The 16,211-nt window shown below is 70.8% G+C and carries 15 protein-coding genes and 2 tRNA genes; 7 read left to right on the forward strand and 10 right to left on the reverse strand.

Features of this window, described 5'->3' with window-relative positions; translation table 11 throughout:
• The first annotated feature begins 5 nt into the window (after nucleotides 1–5).
• Entirely contained in the window at nucleotides 6–1,016 is a 1,011-nt protein-coding gene (gene rsgA / locus AC0ZLC_RS14520) for a ribosome small subunit-dependent GTPase A (protein ID WP_476752354.1), read from the forward strand.
• Between the two features lie 166 nt (nucleotides 1,017–1,182).
• A complete protein-coding gene (locus AC0ZLC_RS14525) occupies nucleotides 1,183–1,506 on the forward strand; it encodes a DMT family transporter (RefSeq protein ID WP_358850147.1) in 324 nt (107 codons plus the stop codon).
• A gap of 34 nt (nucleotides 1,507–1,540) precedes the next feature.
• On the opposite strand, the gene AC0ZLC_RS14530 is transcribed toward AC0ZLC_RS14525, so the two are convergent.
• Entirely contained in the window at nucleotides 1,541–2,158 is a 618-nt protein-coding gene (locus tag AC0ZLC_RS14530; protein ID WP_476752355.1) for a TetR/AcrR family transcriptional regulator, read from the reverse strand.
• A gap of 458 nt (nucleotides 2,159–2,616) precedes the next feature.
• Between AC0ZLC_RS14530 and hisN the strand changes: the two genes are divergently transcribed.
• Together hisN and AC0ZLC_RS14540 are read left to right on the forward strand one after the other, a co-directional pair.
• Complete coding sequence (hisN, locus tag AC0ZLC_RS14535) at nucleotides 2,617–3,417, forward strand: histidinol-phosphatase (protein WP_358850149.1); 801 nt, start codon at nucleotides 2,617–2,619, stop codon at nucleotides 3,415–3,417.
• Nucleotides 3,418–3,618: 201 nt separating this feature from the next.
• Nucleotides 3,619–4,011 (forward strand): CBS domain-containing protein, encoded by a 393-nt coding sequence (locus AC0ZLC_RS14540; protein WP_476752356.1) that lies wholly within the window; start codon nucleotides 3,619–3,621, stop codon nucleotides 4,009–4,011.
• An 80-nt stretch (nucleotides 4,012–4,091) separates the two neighbouring features.
• Here AC0ZLC_RS14540 and AC0ZLC_RS14545 read toward each other — a convergent pair whose 3' ends face one another.
• Nucleotides 4,092–5,543, reverse strand: coding sequence for a catalase (locus tag AC0ZLC_RS14545; RefSeq protein ID WP_476752357.1), 1,452 nt, complete (start codon nucleotides 5,541–5,543; stop codon nucleotides 4,092–4,094).
• Nucleotides 5,544–5,687: 144 nt separating this feature from the next.
• On the opposite strand from AC0ZLC_RS14545, the gene AC0ZLC_RS14550 reads away from it, so the two are divergent.
• Nucleotides 5,688–6,104: a Fur family transcriptional regulator gene (locus tag AC0ZLC_RS14550; RefSeq protein WP_121405873.1), complete on the forward strand. Its 417-nt coding sequence runs from the start codon at nucleotides 5,688–5,690 to the stop codon at nucleotides 6,102–6,104.
• Between the two features lie 108 nt (nucleotides 6,105–6,212).
• Here AC0ZLC_RS14550 and AC0ZLC_RS14555 read toward each other — a convergent pair.
• Nucleotides 6,213–6,286, reverse strand: a tRNA-Met gene (locus AC0ZLC_RS14555).
• Nucleotides 6,287–6,322: 36 nt separating this feature from the next.
• Between AC0ZLC_RS14555 and AC0ZLC_RS14560 the strand changes: the two genes are divergently transcribed.
• A complete protein-coding gene (locus AC0ZLC_RS14560; RefSeq protein ID WP_476752358.1) occupies nucleotides 6,323–6,451 on the forward strand; it encodes a hypothetical protein in 129 nt (42 codons plus the stop codon).
• A gap of 300 nt (nucleotides 6,452–6,751) precedes the next feature.
• Here AC0ZLC_RS14560 and AC0ZLC_RS14565 read toward each other — a convergent pair whose 3' ends face one another.
• The 3 genes from AC0ZLC_RS14565 to AC0ZLC_RS14575 form a co-directional block, all read right to left on the reverse strand.
• Nucleotides 6,752–8,566: a sel1 repeat family protein gene (locus AC0ZLC_RS14565; RefSeq protein WP_476752359.1), complete on the reverse strand. Its 1,815-nt coding sequence runs from the start codon at nucleotides 8,564–8,566 to the stop codon at nucleotides 6,752–6,754.
• Between the two features lie 364 nt (nucleotides 8,567–8,930).
• Nucleotides 8,931–9,004 (reverse strand) — tRNA-Met (locus tag AC0ZLC_RS14570).
• Between the two features lie 43 nt (nucleotides 9,005–9,047).
• Entirely contained in the window at nucleotides 9,048–12,005 is a 2,958-nt protein-coding gene (locus tag AC0ZLC_RS14575; RefSeq protein WP_476752584.1) for a UPF0182 family membrane protein, read from the reverse strand.
• Between the two features lie 137 nt (nucleotides 12,006–12,142).
• Here AC0ZLC_RS14575 and AC0ZLC_RS14580 point away from each other — a divergent pair, with 137 nt between their 5' ends.
• Nucleotides 12,143–12,685 carry a PPA1309 family protein gene (locus tag AC0ZLC_RS14580; RefSeq protein ID WP_476752360.1) on the forward strand — a complete coding sequence of 181 codons (543 nt, stop codon included), beginning with the start codon at nucleotides 12,143–12,145 and terminating at the stop codon, nucleotides 12,683–12,685.
• A gap of 112 nt (nucleotides 12,686–12,797) precedes the next feature.
• Here the strand turns inward: AC0ZLC_RS14580 and AC0ZLC_RS14585 are convergent, their stop codons facing one another.
• From AC0ZLC_RS14585 to AC0ZLC_RS14600, 4 genes are all read right to left on the reverse strand, one after another.
• Entirely contained in the window at nucleotides 12,798–13,895 is a 1,098-nt protein-coding gene (locus AC0ZLC_RS14585; protein WP_476752361.1) for a YlbL family protein, read from the reverse strand.
• 67 nt (nucleotides 13,896–13,962) lie between these two features.
• Nucleotides 13,963–14,127, reverse strand: a complete 165-nt coding sequence (locus AC0ZLC_RS14590) for a hypothetical protein (protein WP_355781820.1) — start codon at nucleotides 14,125–14,127, stop codon at nucleotides 13,963–13,965.
• A gap of 245 nt (nucleotides 14,128–14,372) precedes the next feature.
• Entirely contained in the window at nucleotides 14,373–14,834 is a 462-nt protein-coding gene (locus AC0ZLC_RS14595) for a molybdenum cofactor biosynthesis protein MoaE (protein ID WP_358850156.1), read from the reverse strand.
• A 184-nt stretch (nucleotides 14,835–15,018) separates the two neighbouring features.
• The gene (locus AC0ZLC_RS14600) at nucleotides 15,019–16,131 is read right to left on the reverse strand and encodes an SDR family oxidoreductase (protein ID WP_476752362.1); all 1,113 of its coding nucleotides are present in this window, start codon (nucleotides 16,129–16,131) and stop codon (nucleotides 15,019–15,021) included.
• Between the last annotated feature and the right edge of the window lie 80 nt (nucleotides 16,132–16,211).

A 16,211-nucleotide genomic window follows, 5' to 3' on the forward strand; every position in this document is an offset into this window, starting at 1 on the left:
GGATCATGCGCCGATACGGCAAGCACACCGACGAGGACGACATCCCCAGCCGCCCCAACCGCAAGGGCAACCGTCCGCGTACGAACATCCGGCCCAAGCACGAGGAAGCGGTCGAGGGCATGGTCGTGACCGTCGACCGGGGCCGCCTCACCTGTCTCGTCGAGGACCGCCTCGTCACCGCGATGAAGGCCCGTGAACTGGGCCGCAAGGCCGCCGTCGTGGGCGACCGGGTCGCGATCGTCGGGGACCTCACCGGTGAGAAGGACACCCTCGCCCGCATCGTCCGCATCGCGCCGCGCAGTTCCGTCCTGCGCCGCACCGCCGACGACGACGACCCCTACGAGCGCGTGGTCGTCGCCAACGCCGACCAGCTCGCCATCGTCACGGCCCTGGCCGACCCGGAGCCCCGCCCGCGGCTGATCGACCGCTGTCTGGTGGCGGCGTACGACGGCGGCCTGGAGCCCCTGCTGGTCCTGACCAAGTCGGACCTCGCCCCACCGGACGAACTCCTGCAGCTGTACGGGACGTTGGGCGTCCCGTACGTCGTGACCAGCCGCACGGAGCTGGAGAGCGGCGAGGCGGTGGAACGGGTGCGCAAGCAACTCGACGGCAAGATCACGGCGTTCGTCGGGCACTCGGGCGTCGGCAAGACGACCCTGGTCAACGCCCTGGTGTCGCTGGACCGGCGGCGCAGCACCGGCATCGTCAACGCCGTCACCGGCCGCGGCCGGCACACCACCACGTCGGCGCGCGCGATCCCGCTGCCCGGCACGGCCGGCTGGGTCGTCGACACCCCGGGCGTGCGCTCCTTCGGGCTGCACCACGTGGACCCGTCCCGGGTGATCAAGGCCTTCCCCGACCTGGAGCCCGGCACAGAGGGCTGTCCGCGCGCGTGCAGTCACGACGAGCCGGACTGCGCGCTGGACCAGTGGGTGGCCGACGGTCACGCGGACCCGGCCCGCCTCTATTCGCTGCGCCGGCTGCTGGCGACGCGGGAGCGGCACGAGGACGACTGAGCCGTCCGCGCGGGAGAGGTCCGCGGGCCGCCTCTGGCGCGGACGCCCGCGAAGACCGCTGACCTCCGCGTTGTTTGCGTCCGCGGCACGTCGGTAAGGGCATAATCGCACCGAGCCCGATCCGAGCCAGGCGAAGCAGTCGACGTGGTGTGCGGGAGGACAGGACATGGCGTGGCTGCTGGTCGTTGTGGCGGGCCTTCTCGAGACCGGCTTCGCCGTCTGCCTGAAACTCTCGCACGGCTTCACCAGACTCTGGCCGACCGTCGCGTTCTGCGTCTTCGCGCTCGGCAGTTTCGGGCTGCTGACGCTCTCCCTGAAGAAGCTCGACGTCGGTCCGGCGTACGCGGTGTGGACCGGCATCGGCGCCGCCGGCACCGCGATCTACGGGATGATCTTCCTCGACGACCTGGTCTCCACTTTGAAGATCGTCTCGATCAGTTTCGTGATCATCGGCGTCATCGGGCTCCAGCTGTCGGGTTCCACGCACTGACCCGGCGGTCGCGGACGCGGGACGTGTGGCGCCCTCAGTTTCCCAAGGCGCGCTGCGGCGGCGCGAGCGCGGACTTCACCAGGCCCGAGACGCCCCCGGCGCTCGGCGGTGCCACCACGCAGGACAGCGAGAGACGTACGACGAGTTCGCAGGAGCGGGCCAGCTCGGCGGCGTCCGACCTGGTGGTGCCGGGTCCGCAGAGCGCGGTGACGGCGCGGTCGCGCACCAGGCCCACGAGGTCGGCCGGCGAGGGCAGCGGCCCGTCCGCCCGGCGCTGGGCCGGCACCGCGGACGACGACGGCACCGCCGAGAGCGTCGGCGACGGCAGCCGCTCGCTCCAGCAGCCGGTGAGCATCGCCCGTACCAGCGCGTTGTCGCGGGCCGTCGAGGCGGTCCACTCGGCGGCCGCCACAAGACGGTCACGCGGATCGGGATGCGCGGCCAGGGCGCGCTCGAAGCCCGCGAGATAACCGTCGGCCTCCCGGCGGACGAGTGCCCGCGCGAGCCCCTCCTTGGTGCCGAACTCGTTGTAGAGCGTCTGACGGGACACACCGGCCACGGCGGCCACGTCCACCATCCGCACCGTGGACCACGGACGGCGGGCGAGCGCCGTGTAGGCGGCGTTCAGCAGGGATTCCCGCGCTGCAGGCATCTGCGCCTCCCAGGGGCGACCGGCTCTGCAGCCCACATTTGACGCGCCCCGGGGCACTGTCAAGGGTTCGCGGCAGCACCGAGGGGGCGTGCGCCGACCGCGGCGCACGCCATGTCCGCGGGGGCCTCTGTACGGGCTGGGGCGTGCGCGGACCGCGGCGCACGCCATGTCCGCGGGGGCCTCCGTACGGGCCTGGGGCGTGCGCCGACCGTGGCGCGCGCCATGTCCGCGGGGGCCTCCGTACGGGCCTGGGGCGTGCGCCGACCGCGGCGCGCGCCATGTCCGCGGGGGCCTCCGTACGGGCCTGGGGCGTGCGCCGACCGCGGCGCGCGCGACGTTTGCGGGGGCCGCCGTGCGGGCGGCCGGGAAGCCGCGCTCCGCTCATGCGCTCAGCGCGCGTGCCGGAGCGATCCGGGCCCGCGTGGCCCCGGGGCGGCGCGGCCGGATACGGTTCTGCCATGCCCGACTATCGCGATGACCTGCGCCTCGCCCACGTCCTGGCGGACGCCGCCGACGCGGCGACGATGGGCCGGTTCAAGGCACTCGACCTCAAGGTGGAGACCAAGCCGGACATGACGCCGGTGAGCGAGGCCGACAAGGCCGCCGAGGAGCTGATCCGCGGCCAGCTCCAGCGGGCGCGCCCGCGCGACGCGATCATCGGCGAGGAGTACGGCGTCGAGGGCACCGGCCCGCGCCGCTGGGTGGTCGACCCGATCGACGGCACCAAGAACTACGTACGCGGCGTGCCCGTCTGGGCCACGCTGATCTCTCTGATGGAGGCGGGCGAGGGCGGCTACCAGCCCGTCGTCGGCGTGGTCTCCGCACCGGCGCTCGGCCGCCGCTGGTGGGCCGCGAAGGGACACGGCGCGTTCACGGGCCGCAGCCTGTCGACCGCGTCCCGGCTGCACGTCTCCGGTGTCTCCCGCATGGCCGACGCCTCGTTCGCGTACTCGTCGCTGACCGGCTGGGAGGACCAGGGCCGCCTCGGCGGTTTCCTGGACCTGACCAAGGCGGTCTGGCGCACCCGCGGATACGGCGACTTCTGGCCGTACATGATGGTCGCCGAGGGCTCGGTCGACATCTGCGCCGAACCCGAGTTGTCGCTCTGGGACATGGCGGCCAACGCCATCGTGGTCACCGAGGCGGGCGGTTCCTTCACCGGCCTCGACGGCCGCCCCGGCCCGCACAGCGGCAACGCCGCCGCGTCGAACGGCATCCTTCACGACGAACTGCTCGGCTACCTCAACCAGCGCTACTGACGGACGCCCGCACCCGCGTCACCAGAGTGATCCGGGAGCTCCACTGCGAACCCTGAGCGCCCGCGTGACCCGTGGGCGCCCTGAACTCGCCTCCCGCGCCCTCTTGTTGACCCTCCTTTCAACTGCCACCCTGAGAGCCCCCACTTGTGAACTTGTGAATCGCTTCTCGTGGGCGCTTCACGAAGGAGGTGGCTCCATCCCATGCTCGTCCGCGACGCCATGAGCACGGTGGTCCTCACCATCGGCCCGGCACACAACCTCCGCCAGGCGGCCCGGCTGATGTCGGCCCGCCGCGTCGGCGCGGCCGTCGTCCTCGACGAGGAAGCCGATGGTCTCGGAATCCTGACCGAACGCGACATCCTCAACTCGGTGGCCCTCGGTCAGGACCCGGACACCGAGACCGCAGGCACCCACACCACGAACAACGTCGTCTTCGCCACCCCCGCCTGGACCCTGGAGGAGGCGGCTGCGGCCATGTCGCACGGCGGCTTCCGCCACCTCATCGTGCTCGACGCCACCGGCCCGGTCGGCATCGTGTCGGTCCGCGACATCATCCGCTGCTGGGCCCCGGCCGGGCAGCACGCCCCGGCCTGACCGCCCCCGGCGCACGAGCGGGCCGGACCCCCTCCCGGGGGTCCGGCCCGCTCCCTACGACAAGCGATCCAGTGCTGTACTCAGCCGCGCTGGGCCTGGACCGCGGCCTCCAGCCGCTTGCCGAAGTCCCCGTCCGCCTGACGGAAGTTGTTGATCGCGCGCTCGGCGATGTCGTCGCGCGAGACCTTGGCGATGAAGCCCGCCAGGTTGTCGACCAGACGGCCCTTCTCGTCCTCGGACATCAGGCGGTAGAGGTTGCCCGCCTGCACGAAGTCGTTGTCCTCGGCGTGGACGGGCGCCTCGCTGTTGCCCGTGACCCCGGTGACCGGGACCGGCTGCCACAGCGGACGCTCCGTCTGGAACGGGCCGCCGAAGCTGTTCGGCTCGTAGTTCTTCGCGCCCTTGTGGCGGCCGTCGTACAGGAAGCCGTCACGGGAGTGGGTGCGCGCCTCGGTGGCGTGCGGGCGGTTCACCGGCAGGTGGTCGGCGTTGATGCCGACGCGGTAGCGGTGGGCGTCGCCGTACGCGAAGAGGCGGCCCTGGAGCATCTTGTCCGGGGACGGGCCGATGCCGGGCACGAAGTGGGCCGGACTGAAGATCGACTGCTCGACCTCGGCGAAGACGTTCTCCGGGTTGCGGTTGAGCTCCAGCCTGCCGAACTCGATGACCGGGTAGTCGGCGTGCGGCCACACCTTGGTGAGGTCGAACGGGTTGAAGCGGTAGTTCGCCGCCTCGGCCGCCGGCATGATCTGCACGCCCACGGTCCACGTGGGGAAGTCACCGCGCTCGATCGCCTCGCGCAGGTCCCGCTGGTGCGAGTCCGGGTCGACCCCGGAGAGCCGCACGGCCTCCTCGGTCGTCAGGTTCTTGATGCCCTGGTCGGTCTTGAAGTGGTACTTGACCCAGAAGGCCTCGCCCGCCTCGTTGTTCCACTGGTAGGTGTGCGAGCCGAAGCCGTCCATGTGGCGGTACGAGGCCGGGATGCCGCGGTCACCGAAGAGCCAGGTCACCTGGTGGGTGCTCTCCGGGCTGAGGCCCCAGAAGTCCCAGACGTTGTCCGCCTCCTGCGAGCCGGTGTACGGGTCGCGCTTCTGGGTGTGGATGAAGTCGGGGAACTTGATGGCGTCCTTGATGAAGAACACCGGGGTGTTGTTGCCGACGAGGTCGTAGTTGCCCTCTTCGGTGTAGAACTTCAGGGCCCAGCCGCGGGGGTCGCGCACCGCGTCCGCGGAGCCGAGGTTGCCCGCCACGGTGGAGAAGCGCAGGAAGGTCTCGGTCCGCTTGCCGACCTCGGAGAGGAACGCGGCACGCGTCCACTGCGAGACGTCACGGGTGAGCGTGAAGGTGCCGTACGCCCCGGCGCCACGGGCGTGCACGACGCGCTCCGGTATGCGCTCGCGGTTGAAGTGGGCGAGCTTCTCGAGGAGCAGCTGGTCCTGCACGAGGACGGGCCCGCCGACGCCCGCGGTCTCGCTGTTCTGATTGTCGGCGACCGGCGCGCCGGCCTCCGTCGTGAGCGGTCCCTGCGTCACGTGCGCCTCCTGCGTCATACCTGTCTGTTCCTGTCCCTGGGCCAATGCCGAACTCGATCCTACAATAGACAATGTCTAAGTCAAGGGATCTTCCAAAGTCACACCTGTTCGGGATCTGGTCCGCCGGCTGTTAGGCTGGTGCGCATGAGTGACCTGCTGGAACGATTGCGTGGACGCGGCTGGCGCATGACCGCGCAGCGCCGTGTCGTCGCCGAGGTCCTCGACGGCGATCACGTTCACCTGACGGCCGACGAGGTGCATGCCCGGGCCGTCGCGAAGCTGCCCGAGATCTCCCGGGCCACCGTGTACAACACGCTGGGTGAGCTGGTCTCGCTCGGCGAGGTGCTGGAAGTGGCCACGGACAAGCGCGCCAAGCGCTACGACCCGAACGCCCACCGGCCCCACCACCACCTGGTGTGCGCCCAGTGCGGCGCGATCAAGGACGTCCACCCGGGCGGCAACCCCCTCGCCGACCTCCCCGACTCCGAGCGCTTCGGCTTCACGGTCTCGGACGTCGAGGTGACGTACCGCGGCGTCTGCCCGAACTGCGCGGCAGCCTGACCCACCGGCTCACGCGAAAGCCCCGGCACCGATGGGCGCCGGGGCTTTCGCATACGAACACATACACCGAAGGCCCGGAACCATTGGTTCCGGGCCTTCGGCCTTCAGTAGCGGGGACAGGATTTGAACCTGCGACCTCTGGGTTATGAGCCCAGCGAGCTACCGAGCTGCTCCACCCCGCGTCGGTGAAATGAACACTACGTCAACCGTGTGCACGCATGCAAATCACTTCTTATTCCGGCGGGCTGGACGCCCAGCCCGTCCCGTCCGGCACCGAGGACGCGGCCGACCCGGCCCATCCGGTGCCTGACAAGTACGCAGGCCGATCCAGCCCGTCCGGCACGTGAGGACGAGGCCCCAGGCCAATCCAGCCCGTCCGGCACGTGAGAACGAGGCCACAGGCCAATCCAGCCCGTCCGGCGCTTGAGGACGAGGCCGCAGGCCGATACGGGGGTCTGGGGGCGGAGCCCCCAGGAACGGGACGGGAAGGGCGGAGGGGGCGTACAACCCCCGTCACACCCCCGCGGTGATGCCGGCCCCGCACCACCGCCGGCACCCCCCGTAGCCAAGACGGGCACCGCACCCCACACACCCGACGTGGCTCACGCGGGCCACGCACCCCTCGCGGCTCACGCAGACCACGCAACTCACGCCGTCAGCTCCTGCCGCAACGCATCCCGCAACCGAGCCGCCCGCTCGGACACCTCGGCCGGCCCCAGCGACACCGCACGGTCCGCCCACCGCTGCCCCTCCGCAAGCTCCCCACGACGCGCGTAGACGAGCGCGAGCCGAAGCGCGGCCCGCCCGTGCCCCGCGTCGGCCGCCCGGGTCCACCACAGCGCCGCCTCGGGCTCACTCCCCTCACGCGCCAGCAGCAGCCCGAGGTTGAACGCCCCGTTCCGCGACCCGGCCTCCGCGGCCTCGCGGTACCACCGGGCCGCCTCCACGACATCGCCCCGCGCGGCGGCCAGCATCCCGACGCGCACCTGCGCCCGCCGGTGCCCCTGGGAGGCCGCCCGCTCGTACCACTCCTCGCACTCGCTCTTCTCGTACGCCGGCTCCCCCAGCTCGTGCGCGGGCGCCGGCGGCCGCCGGGCGTCGAGCACGGAGGCGAGCCGGTAAGCGGCCTCCGCGCTGCCACCGCCCGCGGCGCACCGCAGATGCCGCTCCGCGGCCGGCTCGTCGCCCTCCCGCAGCCGCGCGATGGCGACCTGGAGCGCCGCCTCGGTGTGCCCGGCGGCAGCCGCCCGCTCGTACCAGCGCAGCGCGGCGGCCTCGCCCTCCTCGCCGCCCCGCCCCGCGTGCAGGATGCCCAGATTGAACGCGGCGTCCACGCTGCCCGCCTCAGCCGCCTTCGAGAACCAGGGCTCGGCCCCGGCCGCGTCGCCGACCTGGAGGAGCAGGATGGCCAGCGCGTTCGCCGCCTCGCGGTGCCCGGCGTAGGCGGCCCGCCGGTACCACTGCTCGGCCTGCGCCGTGCGTCCCTGCTCGGCGCAGAGCAGGCCCAGGTTGTACGCCCCGTTGACGTCACCCGCGTCCAGGGCCGCCCGGTACCACCGCTCGGCGGTCTGGTGCTCGCCGCGCTCGGCGTGCAGCGCGCCCAGGGCGTTGGCCGCGTTGCCGTCGCCGTCCTGGGCGGCCCGCAGCCACCACACGGCGGCGCTCTCACTGTCGCCCGCGTCCCGCAGCAGGAATCCGAGGGCGCAGGCGGCCCGGGCCTCACCGTCCTTGGCGGACGTCAGGTACCAGCGCCCGGCCTCCTTGAGGTCGCCGCGCTTCTCCAGGATCGCTCCGAGGTGTAGCGCGGCCCGCCGGTGCCCGCGCGCGGCGGCCTGCCGGTACCACTGGGCGGCCTCCTCCCCACCTGCGCCGATGACACCGTTGTCGGCGCCGACCTCGCCTGCGTCGACGGCCCTGCGGTCCAGGGTGCGCGCCAGCCGGTAGGCAGCCTCGCGGTGCCCCCGCTCCGCGGCGGCCCGCAGCCACCGCTCGGCGCCGACGTCGCCCCGGTGCTCCAGAAGGTCCGCGAGCGCGTACGCGCCCAGGGCGTGGCCCTGCTCGGCAGCCTGACGCAGCCAGTACTCGGCGGCGGGCTCGTCACCCCGCTCGCGGTGGTGACGCCCGAGCGCGTGCGCGGCGGCGGCGGAGCCGGCGACGGCGGCGATCCGCCACCAGCCCGCGGCCTCGTCGGCGTACCCGCGCTGATGCAGGAGGACACCCAGATTGTTGGCGGCGGCGCGGTCCCCGGCAGCGGTGGCCGCGCGCAGCTGAGGCTCGGCTCCGTCGAGATCACCACGGCGCAGCAGCATGGCTCCGAGGACGCTCATCGCCTCGACGTCGCCGGCTTCCGCGGCGAGCCGCTGACGTGCCTCCTCGACAGCTTCGCCGGTTTCGTCCCGGCCGGAAGGCTGCACAAAACGCCCTGTATCCAACAGAGTTGCCTTGTCCCCCATAACGTCCATCGTCGCACCACCTGCAACCTGGGTACACCTGGTATACCGCAGTCAGTGAGGTCACTTCAGCGTTTTGTCGACATGCCCACAGAGAGACAAGTCAAACACAGATCGGCCAACTCGCAGCACAGGAAGCGGCCTTCGCGCGCGTCGACAGCCAACTCCGTACGTACGTCCACATCTTCCGCACGCGCGTCCACGAGGCGCCCGTACAGGCACCCGACGGCCGCGCGCACGTCCAAGCGCACCTGCCCCGCCTACGCCCGGTCACGCGCACGTCCCGGAGTCCGGGCACGCCCGCTCCCCGCTCCCGTGCGCGCACGCACACACAGCGAAGGCCCGGATCCATAGGATCCGGGCCTTCGCCTTTCAGTAGCGGGGACAGGATTTGAACCTGCGACCTCTGGGTTATGAGCCCAGCGAGCTACCGAGCTGCTCCACCCCGCGCCGTTGTGTTGCAACCGTACCACGGCGCGGGGAGGGCTTCGGTTCAGCCGCCCCCGGGGTTCTTGTCGCTGCTCTTGTCGCCGTCCTTGGATGTGTCCTTGGATGTGTCCTTGTCGGCGCCGCTGCCGCCCGTGCCGCCGGCCTTGTCGGCCTTGGCCTGCGCGTCCTCGGCCTGTTGCAGCGCGTCCCCGAGATCCTTCTGCGCCTTGCCGTACGCCTCCCAGTCACCCTTCTTGAGGGCGGCCTGGCCGTCGTCGAAGGCCTTCTGGGCGTCGTCGAGGGCCTGTTGCACCGTCGGGTCCTGCGACGTCGGCGGCTTGGTCCCCTCACCCTCGCCCGGCGGCTCCTGGGTCGCGCCCTCGGATCCGAAGACCTTGTTGAGCGCCTCGCCCAGCGTGTCCTCGAAGGCCGTGGCGCCGCCGTAGGTCACCAACACCTTCCGCAGCAACGGGTACTTGAGGCCACCACCGCGTACGTAGACCGGCTCCACGTAGAGCAGTCCTCCGTCGAGCGGCACCGTCAGCAGGTTGCCGTACTCGACTTCCGAGTCACCACCTCTGAGAAGCCTGATGGACTCGGCGATGGACGGCTCGGAGTTGAACTGGCTCTGCACCCGCTTCGGTCCGTCGACCGTTCTGCCCGTGGGCAGTTTCAGGATGCTGATCTTGCCGTACTCTTCCGTGCCGGCCTCGGCGTTGACGGACATGAAGGCGCTCAGGTTGTCCCGGCCGTTCGGCGTGAGCGTCGTCGTCAGCGAGAACGCCTGGGAGTCCTTGCCGGGCAGCTTCATGCTCAGGTAGTACGGAGGCACGGCGTTGCCCGACTTGTTGGTCGGGTCGTCCGGGACCTGCCACACCTCACTGCCGCTGAGGAACGTCTGGGCGTCCTTCACGTGGTACCGGGTGAGCAGCTCGCGCTGGACCTTGAACAGGTCCTGGGGATAACGGAGATGGTCCATGAGGGCCTGCGGGATGTCCCCCTTCGACTTCACCGTCCCCGGGAAGGCCTTCTTCCAGGTCTTCAGGACCGGGTCCTTGGTGTCCCACTCGTAGAGCGTCACCTTTCCGGTGTACGCGTCGACGGTCGCCTTCACCGAGTTGCGGATGTAGTTGACCTGGTTCTGCTGGGCCACCACCGCACGCTGGTTGTTGGCGGCGGTCAGCGAGTCGGCCGTCGTGTCGCCGAGGGTGGTGCGGGAGGCGTACGGATAGCCGTTGGTGGTCGTGTACGCGTCGACGATCCACTGGATCCTGTCGCCGACGACCGCCGGGTAGGCGTCACCGTCGATGGTCAGCCACGGGGCGACCGCCTCGACGCGCTCCTTGGGCGTGCGGTTGTACAGGATCCGCGAACCCTCCCCGATCGCACCGGAGTAGAGGATCTGCGGTTCGCTGAACGCCACCGCGTACGCGGCCCGGTTGACCGGGCTGGAGAGGTTGACCCCGCTCTTGCCCTGGTAGCTGGTCGTCTTCTCGCCGTTGTCGTCGGAGTAGTCGATCTCCTTCTGCGGCCCGCCGACGATCGAGTACTGGGTGGTCTTCTCGCCGTAGTAGACCCGCTGCTGGTACTCACCGAGGTTGCCCTTGGACGGCAGGTCGTACTCGGTGAACTCCGGGCGGCCCTCGGCGTCGGCCGCGGTCCCCTTGGCGGCGACCACGCCGTACCCGTGGGTGTAGCGGAAGTGGTCGTTGATCCAGTTGTTCTTCGGGATGCCCTGGAGATTCAGCTCGCGCAGACCGATGACCGTGTCCTGGTCCTTGCCGTCCTTGCTGTAGCGGTCGACGTCCAGGTTCGACGGGAACGCGTAGTAGTTGCGCACCTGCTGTAGCTGCTGGAACGTGGGCGAGACGACGTTCGGGTCCAGCAGACGGATGCTCGCGGCACCGTCGGCGTCCTTGCGCAGCTTGCTCTTGTCGTCGGTGTCGCTGCGGCCCGCGTACTCCTTCACCTGGGCGCCGTCGATGCCGTAGGCCTCGCGGGTCGCCTGCAGGTTCTTCTCGACGTACGGCGCTTCCTTGGCCTGCTCGTTCGGCTGGACCTGGAACTTCTGGACGATCGCCGGGTACAGCCCGCCGATCAGGATCGCCGAGAGCACCATCAGGCCGAAGCCGATGACGGGCAGCTGCCAGGTGCGCCGCCAGAGGGTGGCGAAGAACAGCACGGCGCAGATGACGGCGATGCAGAACAGGATCGTCTTGGCCGGCAGGTACGCGTTCGCGTCGACGTACCTGAGGCCCGTCCAGTTGCCCGTGGCCTTGAAGTCACTGGACTTCACGGCGAGCCCGTACCGGTCGAGCCAGTACGCGACGGCCTTCAGCGCGACGAAGATGCCGAGGAGCACCGAGAGGTGCCCGGTGGCCGCGGCCGTGGCACGCGCGCCGGGGCTGGTGATCCGCAGGCCTCCGTAGAGGTAGTGCGTGAGCGCGGCGGCGATCAGCGAGAGCACCGCGGCGGCGAAGCCGAAGCCCAGCAGGAAGCGGTACCACGGCAGGTCGAAGGCGTAGAAGGAGACGTCGAGGTGGAACTGGGGGTCCTTCTGGTGGAAGGGGACTCCGTTCACCCACATCAGCCACGTGCGCCACTGGCCCGCGGCGGACGCGCCCGCGATCAGCCCGACGAGCGAGGTGACCCCGAGGAGCAGCCACCGCTTGTAGGGCGCGATGCCCATGCGGTACCGGTCGAGGCTCTGCTGCTCCATCGACATGGCGCTCAGCGGCGGGCGCAACCGGTGTGCCAGCCAGACGTTCACCCCGACCGCGGCCGCCATCAGCAGGCCGAAGACGAAGAAGAGCCCGATCTTGGTCCACAGCGTGGTCGTGAACACGGACGAGTAGTCGACCGACCGGTACCAGAGCCAGTCCGTCCAGAAGCCCGCGAACATGGTGAACGCCATGGCCAGTACGGCCAGGACGCCCAGCGTCATCAGCAGGGTCCGGACGCGCCGGGACGGGCGGCCCACTCTGATCCGTGGCCCCGTCGGGCCTCCGCCGCGGTCCGGCATCTGGAAAGCCAAGGTGCGCACCTCGAAGTTCGCTGTTGATCGGTCAGGCCCCCGAGATCGTGGACCCACACCTATGCAACTTACTCACGCTTTACTCGGTTCCCGCTTCCGGGTACTTCCGAGGCAGGATTGTGACCATGTCCAACACTCCCATGGCAGCGAGCCCGCTCACCCGGGCCGTACTCGAGATCGACGAGTACGCCTCCGGCCTCGGCTGGGACCAGCCCGCTCGCCTCTTCGCCCTCGTAGACACCGCGCGACTGCGCGCCCAGGAGCCCGGTCTCGCGGCACAGCTCGGCCTCGGGGACGAGCAGCAGACCACCGCTTTCACCCCCATCGAGCAGGACGAGGTTCCCGCCGACAAGCCGCTGGACGAGTTCCTCGGCACCATCGCCTGGCCGGACGCGGTCGTCGGCTGCGCGCTGACCGTGGAGCGGCTGATGCTGCCGCCGTCGGCGGAGGCCTCGGTCCCGGAGGGGCTCAGCGACAAGAAGCTCGCGCAGTGGGTGGCCGAGCACCCGGACCGGCAGGAGGTCCGGATGACGGTCGCGGTGCTGCGCGACGGCTCGCGCGACTCGGCGCTGCGGCTGCGTGCCAAGGACGCGCCCACGGAGGTGCTGACGGGCTCCGAGCTGGTGCCCGGTCTGGCGGAGGCCCTGTCGGCCACTTTCGCGGACTGACCGCCTCCCGCTCACGTCTGCACGAGGGTTTCCCGTACGGCGACGGGGGCGCGCCCGGTTCCGGGTGCGCCCCCGTCTGTGTACCCGTTCGTGTCCGGGGCGTTCTTCGCGGTCAGCCCCTGGCCGTGCACTTCGGCAGGCCGGCGGTGTCACCGGAGCGGATGTCCTTCAGGGCGTCCAGCGCGTCGTCGATGGTGTGCACCTTGACGAGCGTGAGGCCGTCGGGGGTGTCCTTGGCGGCGGCCGCGCAGTTCTCCTTCGGCGTCAGGAAGTACTGGGCGCCCTTGTCGCGCGCGCCGACCGTCTTCATCTCGATGCCGCCGATCGGGCCGACCGTGCCGTCGTCGTCGATGGTGCCGGTGCCGGCGACGAACCTGCCGCCCGTCAGGTTCCCCGGCGTCAGCTTGTCGACGATGCCGAGGGCGAACATCAGGCCGGCGCTGGGGCCGCCGACGTCGGCGAGCTTGATGTCGATGGTGAACGGGAACGTGTGATCGGTCCCGGCGGAGATGCCGACGATGGCGCGGGCCTCGCCGGTGTCGTCGGACTTGTCGGTGGTGATCGTGATGTCGTCGGTGCGGGTCGCCGTCCTGTTCGCCTTCTCGGCGGCGGCCTGTTCCTTGGCGGGCACGATCGTGAAGACGACCTTCTCGCCCGGCTTGTGCCTGGTGACCAGCTTCGCCACGTCCTCGGGGGCCTTCACCACCGTGCCGTCGACGGACTTGATGACGTCACCCGCGTGCAGCTCGCCCTCGGCGGGGGTGCCCTTGAGGACCGTCGAGACGATCACCCAGGAATTCACCGGGATGTCCAGCTCCTTGAGGGCCGCGACCTTGGCGCTCTCCTGGGACTGGCTGAACTCCTCGGCGTTCTCCTGCGTCGACTGCTCCTCGGTCTTGCCGTCCGGGTAGAGCGTGTCGTGCGGCACGATCTTGTTGTCGTGCGCCAGCCACCCGTAGACCGCCTCGACGAGGTTCATCTTGTAGTCGGCGCTGGTGACCCTGACCGTCGTCATGTTGAGGTGACCGGTCGTGGGATACGTCTTGCGGCCGGAGACCTGCAACACCGGCTCGCCCCCGTGCTCACCGAGCGTGTTCACCGTCGGTCCCGGTGACATCTCCGAGTACGGCACGTCGATGAACACTCCCGCGCACAGGAGTGCGATCAGCATCAGGGTGGAGGCGAGCATCGTCGCGGTGCGGCGTGGCATGGAACGACAGTACGGGACCGCGCCGACAGCGCACTGCGGGGGCCGCCCGTCCGTGGCGGGCCCTCGGTCACGTCCCGGAGTGGGACTTCTCCATGGCCTCACGGAAGCGCGTGTAGCCCGCCAGTTCGGTGCCGTCTCCCGTGGTCTTGCGGTTACGGCCGACCCAACTGCCCCACAGACCGGCACCGATCGCAGCGAACAGCGGAATCAGCAACCAGGCGAGCGCCGCCATACCGACCTCCCGACCCCATGAGCGACCGCGACTGAGTGATCAGCAGATTAACCATCCGCTTGGTCAACGCTCGTGCCAGGGGTGCGGTTACGCAACCGGAAGACCGGGCGGGGGTGGCGAGTTCGGGGACCGCCCCCTTGCCTCCGGCTGTGGGGGCCGTCTCGGTTCAGCAGGCGGCCGTAGCCGGACACGCTTCGGTCAGCCGGCTGTGCGCGGCCCTTCGGCTCGGCCGGCGGCCCTTCGGTTCAGCAGGCGCCGACCCATTCCTCCGTGCCGTCGGAGAACGTCTGGTGCTTCCAGATCGGCACCTCGTGCTTGAGGTCGTCGATCAGCTTGCGGCACGCCTCGAAGGCCTCGCCCCGGTGCGGACAGGACACGGCGACGACCACCGCGAGATCTCCGACGGCCAGGTCACCCACACGGTGGACCGCGGCCAGGGCCCGCACCGGATAGTCGGCGGTGACCTTCTCGGCGATCCGCCGCATCTGCGCCTCGGCCGTGGGATGGCACGAGTACCCGAGCCGGTCGACGTCGGCGCCGCCGTCGTGATTGCGCACGGTCCCGACGAAAAGCGCGGTCCCACCGGCGGCGTCGTCCCCGACGGCCCGGAAGACCTCGTCCAGGGAGAGCGGCGTCTCACGGATGGCGAGCAGCCTGATGGGATCCTGTGCCGCCTGCTCGCCCGGGTGGTCAAACGTAGGTGCCATGAGCCCATCGTGCCGCACGCCGCGGACAGGACGGAACTGCGCTTTCGCCCGGCACGCGCGCGTAGCCGTTCGGAGCCTCCTACAGGAGTAAGCCTCCCGAGCGGGCACGCTTCGACGCGATCCCCCGACGAGCCGGGCAACAACCGGAGGGACGCCGGACCGGGCCGGTTCCGCGGCACCGACGTCAGATCCGGCGCCGAGCCTTCCGGGCCCGGCGGACGAGGGCCGCCGTACCGAGCAGGGCGACCGTGGCTCCCGCGGCTCCCGCGGCGGTCGCGTCCTTGCGCCCCAGCCGCCGCCCGGCCAGCGTGCGCCTCCCGGTGACCTCCTCCAGCAGCTCGGCGAGGACCTCCTCGTTGCTCCACCGGGGCCGCCAGCCGGCGTCGTGCAGCCGGTTCCCGCTGACCACCCACGGATACATCGTGTAGGCCAGGTCACCGGCGGGCGAAGGGGTGAGCCCGATCCGGTGCAGCCGGGCGGCCGCCCCGAGCGCCACGGCGGACGGCAGTTCCATGCGCCGGATACCGCTGAGCTCCTCGACCTCCTCCTGCTCCAGCCACCCGTCGCACCCGACGACCAGCTCCCCTTCGACCTTCTCCAGGACCGCGTACTCCAGAGCGCTGCACAGGTCCTCGACGTGACAGAACTGCCACGCGGGCCGCGAACCGGCCACGACCAGCAGACGCGGCGACTCGAAGTACCTGGTCAGCGCCGTGTCGGTGCCACCGACCAGCACCGCGGGCCGGGCGACGGTGACGTTCAGGCCGGGGTGGGCGCGCGGGGCGCGCCGCGCGAGCCGCTCGATCTCCAGGAGGTCCCCGACGCCCGTGGCCTCGGCGGTCGCCCGCAGTTCGGCGTCCTCGGAGAGTGGCAGTTCGTTGTCCGGCAGCGCCCCGTAGACCATCGACGAGGTGCACAGCACCACCCGGTGCACCCCGGCGGCGGCCGCCGCCGTGAGCACCGTCTGCGTCCCCCGGACGTTGTAGGCGGTGCGTGCCGCCGGATCGCTCGCGAGGTCCAGGTCCAGCGCCAGGTGGACGACGACGTCCGCGCCGCGCAGCCGCTCGGCGATGGCCGGGTCCCGCACGTCGAGAATGTGCCACTGCGCGCCGGCGCACTCGCCGCGCCGCTCGTCGATGGCGATGACCTGCTTGATCTCCTCACTGGCGGCCAGCCGCTCGGTGAGCAGCGCGCCCATGCCGGACGCCGCGCCGGTGACGGCGACGACGGGCCCGCGGGCGGCCGGGCTGGTAGAAGGGTTTCGCGCTGCGCGAACCTGCGGATCTGGGGAACTCACCGGGCGTCTCCAGCGGTTGTCTTCAGTAATGAACGCGCGTGACGCGTGCGTACCAGGTGGCATCCATCCTGCCGCAGGCC

The sequence above is a fragment of the Streptomyces sp. GLSS-08 genome (assembly GCF_056387915.1).